The sequence below is a fragment of the Streptomyces sp. NPDC002130 genome (assembly GCF_040296465.1).
In the GTDB taxonomy this organism is placed as follows: Bacteria; Actinomycetota; Actinomycetes; order Streptomycetales; family Streptomycetaceae; genus Streptomyces.
Genome location: NZ_JBEOXI010001148.1, coordinates 1 through 1,116, shown reverse-complemented (window position 1 = coordinate 1,116; position 1,116 = coordinate 1). Strand labels below are relative to the sequence as shown.

The window sequence follows — 1,116 nt, the reverse complement described above, 5'->3', positions numbered from 1 at the left end:
GTTCCCGGTGTCGGTGGGGACTTCGAGACGGGAGTCGTTGTCGGATTTGTGACTGGGCTTTTAGGCATTGCTGTGACTTTGTTCGCAGCGCTGATGAGTTCGTTGGCGTGGCGGCGCCGAGGTGGCCCGGCATTGTCGCTTGGTATCGGTGCTATTGCCTTGCTTGCCGTTCTTCCTGGCGCAGTGAATTTGAGTATCGCGGTCGGTGCAGCAGGATCCGGGGTAAGGGCGGCGGGGAGGATCCTCGACGTCGACGGGCCGGCGTTTCGTGGAGCCTGGGTAGCCGGATCAGTGGCGGGACTGTCGCTGTATATGGTCGGGGCGCTGCTGTTAGGGAGGAGCCTTCGTTCGGCATTCGGGCCTGTCAGGCAGGCGGCGGCGCCGCCAGGGGTGATCGGCTACACCGCCGATGGCCGACCTGTTTTTGCGCAAGTGGGCTTCACATCGGACGGGATTCCGGTACTCGCAGATGAACTTGATGTGCGCTATCCAGCGCGATCAGCGGTCGGTACGAATGCCTTGGCCATCGTCGCACTGGTACTTGGAATCTTCGGTGGGGTTCTTGCTATTCCGGTGGGCCATGTGTCGCTGAACCAGATTCGCCGTTCCGGCGAAAGTGGGCGCGGATTGGCAGTGGCCGGCCTCGTTCTCGGCTATCTGTCGCTGGTCGTCGTCGTCGGTGTCGTATTGGTGGCTGTGCCCGCGGCTTATCGATAATTTGGGTCGCGCGTCAGAGTTGGGTGGGCTGGAGTGGCTCGATGTCGAAGGTGTGGGGTCCGAACAGGCTCGCCGTCCGGGTGCGAATGGACGGAAGTGCTTCGTAGAGGCTCCCGCCGAGGCGGTGGAGGGAGTTGAACGATCGCGATTCCCAAACCGGAAACTCTCCGTCGGTGTCGCGTGATGCTGTGTCCCACAGGAGGGCGTCACCGTTTTCGCTCCATCCGAAAACCTGCAGCGAGTCGGGGAGTGACCAATCGCCGTCGGGTTCGATCATCCAATCGAACTCGTCATCCTGTCCTTCTGTGTAGACCGAATGAAGATGAGCGGTGAGGTTGCGGGCGCCGACGCCCGCCTCCGGGCCGAGATCCGCAAGGACTGGAAGCGGAAGGGGGCGAT

1 protein-coding gene and 1 pseudogene are annotated in these 1,116 nt (G+C 62.2%); one reads left to right on the top strand and one right to left on the bottom strand.

Annotation, left to right across the window (positions count from 1 at the left end; all coding sequences use genetic code 11):
* Positions 1-717: DUF4190 domain-containing protein (locus ABT116_RS49165; protein WP_351648121.1), on the top strand; the 717-nt coding region annotated here is incomplete at its 5' end.
* A gap of 13 nt (positions 718-730) precedes the next feature.
* Here the strand turns inward: ABT116_RS49165 and ABT116_RS49160 are convergent.
* Positions 731-1,116: pseudogene (locus ABT116_RS49160) on the bottom strand (hypothetical protein); the annotation flags it as partial.